We start from the raw sequence: 5,985 nt of genomic DNA, 5'->3' as shown, positions 1-5,985 counted from the left end.
GTGTCGGAATTTCGGGCAGCGTTGGGTCCTGGCCACGGGTGCGCATGATCGTGCTCCTGTCGTTGAGGACCCGGCTAGGCTGGCGGGGTTGCCTTACTGGTTAGCAGAATGAATCACCGATACGCGAGCGAACGTGAAGCGACTGCTGCTGCAAAACGTCTGCGACCTGAGCAACAACATGAATGGTCTTCGGTTTCCGTGTTTCGTAAAGTCTGGAAACGCGGAAGTCAGCGCCCTGCACCATTATGTTCCGGATCTGCATCGCAGGATGCTGCTGGCTACCCTGTGGAACACCTACATCTGTATTAACGAAGCGCTGGCATTGACCCTGAGTGATTTTTCTCTGGTCCCGCCGCATCCATACCGCCAGTTGTTTACCCTCACAACGTTCCAGTAACCGGGCATGTTCATCATCAGTAACCCGTATCGTGAGCATCCTCTCTCGTTTCATCGGTATCATTACCCCCATGAACAGAAATCCCCCTTACACGGAGGCATCAGTGACCAAACAGGAAAAAACCGCCCTTAACATGGCCCGCTTTATCAGAAGCCAGACATTAACGCTTCTGGAGAAACTCAACGAGCTGGACGCGGATGAACAGGCAGACATCTGTGAATCGCTTCACGACCACGCTGATGAGCTTTACCGCAGCTGCCTCGCGCGTTTCGGTGATGACGGTGAAAACCTCTGACACATGCAGCTCCCGGAGACGGTCACAGCTTGTCTGTAAGCGGATGCCGGGAGCAGACAAGCCCGTCAGGGCGCGTCAGCGGGTGTTGGCGGGTGTCGGGGCGCAGCCATGACCCAGTCACGTAGCGATAGCGGAGTGTATACTGGCTTAACTATGCGGCATCAGAGCAGATTGTACTGAGAGTGCACCATTGCGGTGTGAAATACCGCACAGATGCGTAAGGAGAAAATACCGCATCAGGCGCTCTTCCGCTTCCTCGCTCACTGACTCGCTGCGCTCGGTCGTTCGGCTGCGGCGAGCGGTATCAGCTCACTCAAAGGCGGTAATACGGTTATCCACAGAATCAGGGGATAACGCAGGAAAGAACATGTGAGCAAAAGGCCAGCAAAAGGCCAGGAACCGTAAAAAGGCCGCGTTGCTGGCGTTTTTCCATAGGCTCCGCCCCCCTGACGAGCATCACAAAAATCGACGCTCAAGTCAGAGGTGGCGAAACCCGACAGGACTATAAAGATACCAGGCGTTTCCCCCTGGAAGCTCCCTCGTGCGCTCTCCTGTTCCGACCCTGCCGCTTACCGGATACCTGTCCGCCTTTCTCCCTTCGGGAAGCGTGGCGCTTTCTCATAGCTCACGCTGTAGGTATCTCAGTTCGGTGTAGGTCGTTCGCTCCAAGCTGGGCTGTGTGCACGAACCCCCCGTTCAGCCCGACCGCTGCGCCTTATCCGGTAACTATCGTCTTGAGTCCAACCCGGTAAGACACGACTTATCGCCACTGGCAGCAGCCACTGGTAACAGGATTAGCAGAGCGAGGTATGTAGGCGGTGCTACAGAGTTCTTGAAGTGGTGGCCTAACTACGGCTACACTAGAAGGACAGTATTTGGTATCTGCGCTCTGCTGAAGCCAGTTACCTTCGGAAAAAGAGTTGGTAGCTCTTGATCCGGCAAACAAACCACCGCTGGTAGCGGTGGTTTTTTTGTTTGCAAGCAGCAGATTACGCGCAGAAAAAAAGGATCTCAAGAAGATCCTTTGATCTTTTCTACGGGGTCTGACGCTCAGTGGAACGAAAACTCACGTTAAGGGATTTTGGTCATGAACAATAAAACTGTCTGCTTACATAAACAGTAATACAAGGGGTGTTATGAGCCATATTCAACGGGAAACGTCTTGCTCTAGGCCGCGATTAAATTCCAACATGGATGCTGATTTATATGGGTATAAATGGGCTCGCGATAATGTCGGGCAATCAGGTGCGACAATCTATCGATTGTATGGGAAGCCCGATGCGCCAGAGTTGTTTCTGAAACATGGCAAAGGTAGCGTTGCCAATGATGTTACAGATGAGATGGTCAGACTAAACTGGCTGACGGAATTTATGCCTCTTCCGACCATCAAGCATTTTATCCGTACTCCTGATGATGCATGGTTACTCACCACTGCGATCCCCGGGAAAACAGCATTCCAGGTATTAGAAGAATATCCTGATTCAGGTGAAAATATTGTTGATGCGCTGGCAGTGTTCCTGCGCCGGTTGCATTCGATTCCTGTTTGTAATTGTCCTTTTAACAGCGATCGCGTATTTCGTCTCGCTCAGGCGCAATCACGAATGAATAACGGTTTGGTTGATGCGAGTGATTTTGATGACGAGCGTAATGGCTGGCCTGTTGAACAAGTCTGGAAAGAAATGCATAAACTTTTGCCATTCTCACCGGATTCAGTCGTCACTCATGGTGATTTCTCACTTGATAACCTTATTTTTGACGAGGGGAAATTAATAGGTTGTATTGATGTTGGACGAGTCGGAATCGCAGACCGATACCAGGATCTTGCCATCCTATGGAACTGCCTCGGTGAGTTTTCTCCTTCATTACAGAAACGGCTTTTTCAAAAATATGGTATTGATAATCCTGATATGAATAAATTGCAGTTTCATTTGATGCTCGATGAGTTTTTCTAAGAATTAATTCATGAGCGGATACATATTTGAATGTATTTAGAAAAATAAACAAATAGGGGTTCCGCGCACATTTCCCCGAAAAGTGCCACCTAAATTGTAAGCGTTAATATTTTGTTAAAATTCGCGTTAAATTTTTGTTAAATCAGCTCATTTTTTAACCAATAGGCCGAAATCGGCAAAATCCCTTATAAATCAAAAGAATAGACCGAGATAGGGTTGAGTGTTGTTCCAGTTTGGAACAAGAGTCCACTATTAAAGAACGTGGACTCCAACGTCAAAGGGCGAAAAACCGTCTATCAGGGCGATGGCCCACTACGTGAACCATCACCCTAATCAAGTTTTTTGGGGTCGAGGTGCCGTAAAGCACTAAATCGGAACCCTAAAGGGAGCCCCCGATTTAGAGCTTGACGGGGAAAGCCGGCGAACGTGGCGAGAAAGGAAGGGAAGAAAGCGAAAGGAGCGGGCGCTAGGGCGCTGGCAAGTGTAGCGGTCACGCTGCGCGTAACCACCACACCCGCCGCGCTTAATGCGCCGCTACAGGGCGCGTCCCATTCGCCAATCCGGATATAGTTCCTCCTTTCAGCAAAAAACCCCTCAAGACCCGTTTAGAGGCCCCAAGGGGTTATGCTAGTTATTGCTCAGCGGTGGCAGCAGCCAACTCAGCTTCCTTTCGGGCTTTGTTAGCAGCCGGATCTCAGTGGTGGTGGTGGTGGTGCTCGAGTTATTTGCGCTGGATGTATTCCAGATAGGAAGAGAAGTTATCGAAGTTGATCATGCCGGTTTTCTGCCAGTAAACCAGTTCACCGAATTTAGTATTTACTTTGTCCTCCAGTTTCAGCTGTTCCAGAATGTTCAGTTTGGAGCCGTTAAAAACCTTTTCCAGAAATTTGTTGCTCATCGGCGGCAGTTCAGAGTAAGTGTTGATACGGGTAATGATTTCTTCGCTGATCTCCTTGATCCATACTTTATCGTTCAGACGGTCTGGGATCTGGGTAGCGTTAGCGGTCGCGATAACATTACCGCCCATAAACGTGATCACTTCGCTCAGCGGTTCGATGACAGTTTTCAGACCGTTAGAGCCGCAGGTGGACATAACGATAACCGGTTTACCCTGCAGACGCAGGGTGTGAACCCACCATGCGCTACGTTCAATGAACAGCTTCAGATCGGCAGACATGGAATGCACGTACACAGGGGAACCAATAATGAAAATGTCGCTTTCCAGGATTTTGTTTTGCAGGATTTCCAGCTCGTCGTTCAGGGAATAGTCCGTGTCGATGAAGATGTCGTTAGAACCGTCACAGAAATTAATGTCATAATCCTGCGGGAATGCAAATTCAACATCGTAGTGCTCATCTTCCAGGCGATCGGTGACAGACTTGATGAAGCTCGCAGTGTTACCGTTTTTTTTACGAGAGCCAATCAGTACGAACACTTTTTTCATATGGCTGCCGCGCGGCACCAGGCCGCTGCTGTGATGATGATGATGATGGCTGCTGCCCATGGTATATCTCCTTCTTAAAGTTAAACAAAATTATTTCTAGAGGGGAATTGTTATCCGCTCACAATTCCCCTATAGTGAGTCGTATTAATTTCGCGGGATCGAGATCTCGATCCTCTACGCCGGACGCATCGTGGCCGGCATCACCGGCGCCACAGGTGCGGTTGCTGGCGCCTATATCGCCGACATCACCGATGGGGAAGATCGGGCTCGCCACTTCGGGCTCATGAGCGCTTGTTTCGGCGTGGGTATGGTGGCAGGCCCCGTGGCCGGGGGACTGTTGGGCGCCATCTCCTTGCATGCACCATTCCTTGCGGCGGCGGTGCTCAACGGCCTCAACCTACTACTGGGCTGCTTCCTAATGCAGGAGTCGCATAAGGGAGAGCGTCGAGATCCCGGACACCATCGAATGGCGCAAAACCTTTCGCGGTATGGCATGATAGCGCCCGGAAGAGAGTCAATTCAGGGTGGTGAATGTGAAACCAGTAACGTTATACGATGTCGCAGAGTATGCCGGTGTCTCTTATCAGACCGTTTCCCGCGTGGTGAACCAGGCCAGCCACGTTTCTGCGAAAACGCGGGAAAAAGTGGAAGCGGCGATGGCGGAGCTGAATTACATTCCCAACCGCGTGGCACAACAACTGGCGGGCAAACAGTCGTTGCTGATTGGCGTTGCCACCTCCAGTCTGGCCCTGCACGCGCCGTCGCAAATTGTCGCGGCGATTAAATCTCGCGCCGATCAACTGGGTGCCAGCGTGGTGGTGTCGATGGTAGAACGAAGCGGCGTCGAAGCCTGTAAAGCGGCGGTGCACAATCTTCTCGCGCAACGCGTCAGTGGGCTGATCATTAACTATCCGCTGGATGACCAGGATGCCATTGCTGTGGAAGCTGCCTGCACTAATGTTCCGGCGTTATTTCTTGATGTCTCTGACCAGACACCCATCAACAGTATTATTTTCTCCCATGAAGACGGTACGCGACTGGGCGTGGAGCATCTGGTCGCATTGGGTCACCAGCAAATCGCGCTGTTAGCGGGCCCATTAAGTTCTGTCTCGGCGCGTCTGCGTCTGGCTGGCTGGCATAAATATCTCACTCGCAATCAAATTCAGCCGATAGCGGAACGGGAAGGCGACTGGAGTGCCATGTCCGGTTTTCAACAAACCATGCAAATGCTGAATGAGGGCATCGTTCCCACTGCGATGCTGGTTGCCAACGATCAGATGGCGCTGGGCGCAATGCGCGCCATTACCGAGTCCGGGCTGCGCGTTGGTGCGGATATCTCGGTAGTGGGATACGACGATACCGAAGACAGCTCATGTTATATCCCGCCGTTAACCACCATCAAACAGGATTTTCGCCTGCTGGGGCAAACCAGCGTGGACCGCTTGCTGCAACTCTCTCAGGGCCAGGCGGTGAAGGGCAATCAGCTGTTGCCCGTCTCACTGGTGAAAAGAAAAACCACCCTGGCGCCCAATACGCAAACCGCCTCTCCCCGCGCGTTGGCCGATTCATTAATGCAGCTGGCACGACAGGTTTCCCGACTGGAAAGCGGGCAGTGAGCGCAACGCAATTAATGTAAGTTAGCTCACTCATTAGGCACCGGGATCTCGACCGATGCCCTTGAGAGCCTTCAACCCAGTCAGCTCCTTCCGGTGGGCGCGGGGCATGACTATCGTCGCCGCACTTATGACTGTCTTCTTTATCATGCAACTCGTAGGACAGGTGCCGGCAGCGCTCTGGGTCATTTTCGGCGAGGACCGCTTTCGCTGGAGCGCGACGATGATCGGCCTGTCGCTTGCGGTATTCGGAATCTTGCACGCCCTCGCTCAAGCCTTCGTCA

The 5,985-nt window shown here is 51.8% G+C and carries 5 protein-coding genes and 2 pseudogenes; 6 read left to right on the top strand and 1 reads right to left on the bottom strand.

Going from position 1 to position 5,985, the window contains the following annotated elements; translation table 11 throughout:
* Positions 1 to 133: 133 nt before the first annotated feature.
* The 3 genes from HZS56_RS39245 to aph(3')-Ia all read left to right on the top strand — a co-directional run bounded on the left by HZS56_RS39245 (position 134) and on the right by aph(3')-Ia (position 2,644).
* The gene (locus HZS56_RS39245) at positions 134 to 397 is read left to right on the top strand and encodes a site-specific integrase (RefSeq protein WP_003660253.1); all 264 of its coding nucleotides are present in this window, start codon (positions 134 to 136) and stop codon (positions 395 to 397) included.
* Between the two features lie 103 nt (positions 398 to 500).
* Positions 501 to 692 (top strand): Rop family plasmid primer RNA-binding protein, encoded by a 192-nt coding sequence (locus tag HZS56_RS36980; protein WP_000165985.1) that lies wholly within the window; start codon positions 501 to 503, stop codon positions 690 to 692.
* A gap of 1,136 nt (positions 693 to 1,828) precedes the next feature.
* Positions 1,829 to 2,644, top strand: coding sequence for an aminoglycoside O-phosphotransferase APH(3')-Ia (gene aph(3')-Ia / locus HZS56_RS36975; protein ID WP_000018329.1), 816 nt, complete (start codon positions 1,829 to 1,831; stop codon positions 2,642 to 2,644).
* A 721-nt stretch (positions 2,645 to 3,365) separates the two neighbouring features.
* On the opposite strand, the gene HZS56_RS36970 is transcribed toward aph(3')-Ia, so the two are convergent.
* A complete protein-coding gene (locus HZS56_RS36970; RefSeq protein WP_216725190.1) occupies positions 3,366 to 4,148 on the bottom strand; it encodes a flavodoxin family protein in 783 nt (260 codons plus the stop codon).
* A 109-nt stretch (positions 4,149 to 4,257) separates the two neighbouring features.
* Here HZS56_RS36970 and HZS56_RS36965 point away from each other — a divergent pair.
* The 3 genes and pseudogenes from HZS56_RS36965 to HZS56_RS36955 all read left to right on the top strand — a co-directional run.
* A pseudogene (locus HZS56_RS36965) lies at positions 4,258 to 4,542 on the top strand (MFS transporter); the annotation flags it as partial.
* A gap of 79 nt (positions 4,543 to 4,621) precedes the next feature.
* A complete protein-coding gene (lacI, locus tag HZS56_RS36960) occupies positions 4,622 to 5,704 on the top strand; it encodes a DNA-binding transcriptional repressor LacI (RefSeq protein ID WP_000805902.1) in 1,083 nt (360 codons plus the stop codon).
* A 49-nt stretch (positions 5,705 to 5,753) separates the two neighbouring features.
* A pseudogene (locus HZS56_RS36955) lies at positions 5,754 to 5,985 on the top strand (hypothetical protein); the annotation flags it as partial.

Source organism: Streptomyces mayonensis, from assembly GCF_018982965.1.
GTDB lineage: Bacteria > Actinomycetota > Actinomycetes > Streptomycetales > Streptomycetaceae > Streptomyces > Streptomyces mayonensis.
Note: the sequence above shows the minus strand (reverse complement) of the source record. Positions and strands in the feature narration are given on the sequence as shown.

Bases quoted from the DNA above. Each gene is read 5' to 3' on its own strand.
- HZS56_RS36970 (WP_216725190.1), bottom strand. From the start codon at position 4,148: ATGGGCAGCAGCCATCATCATCATCATCACAGCAGCGGCCTGGTGCCG.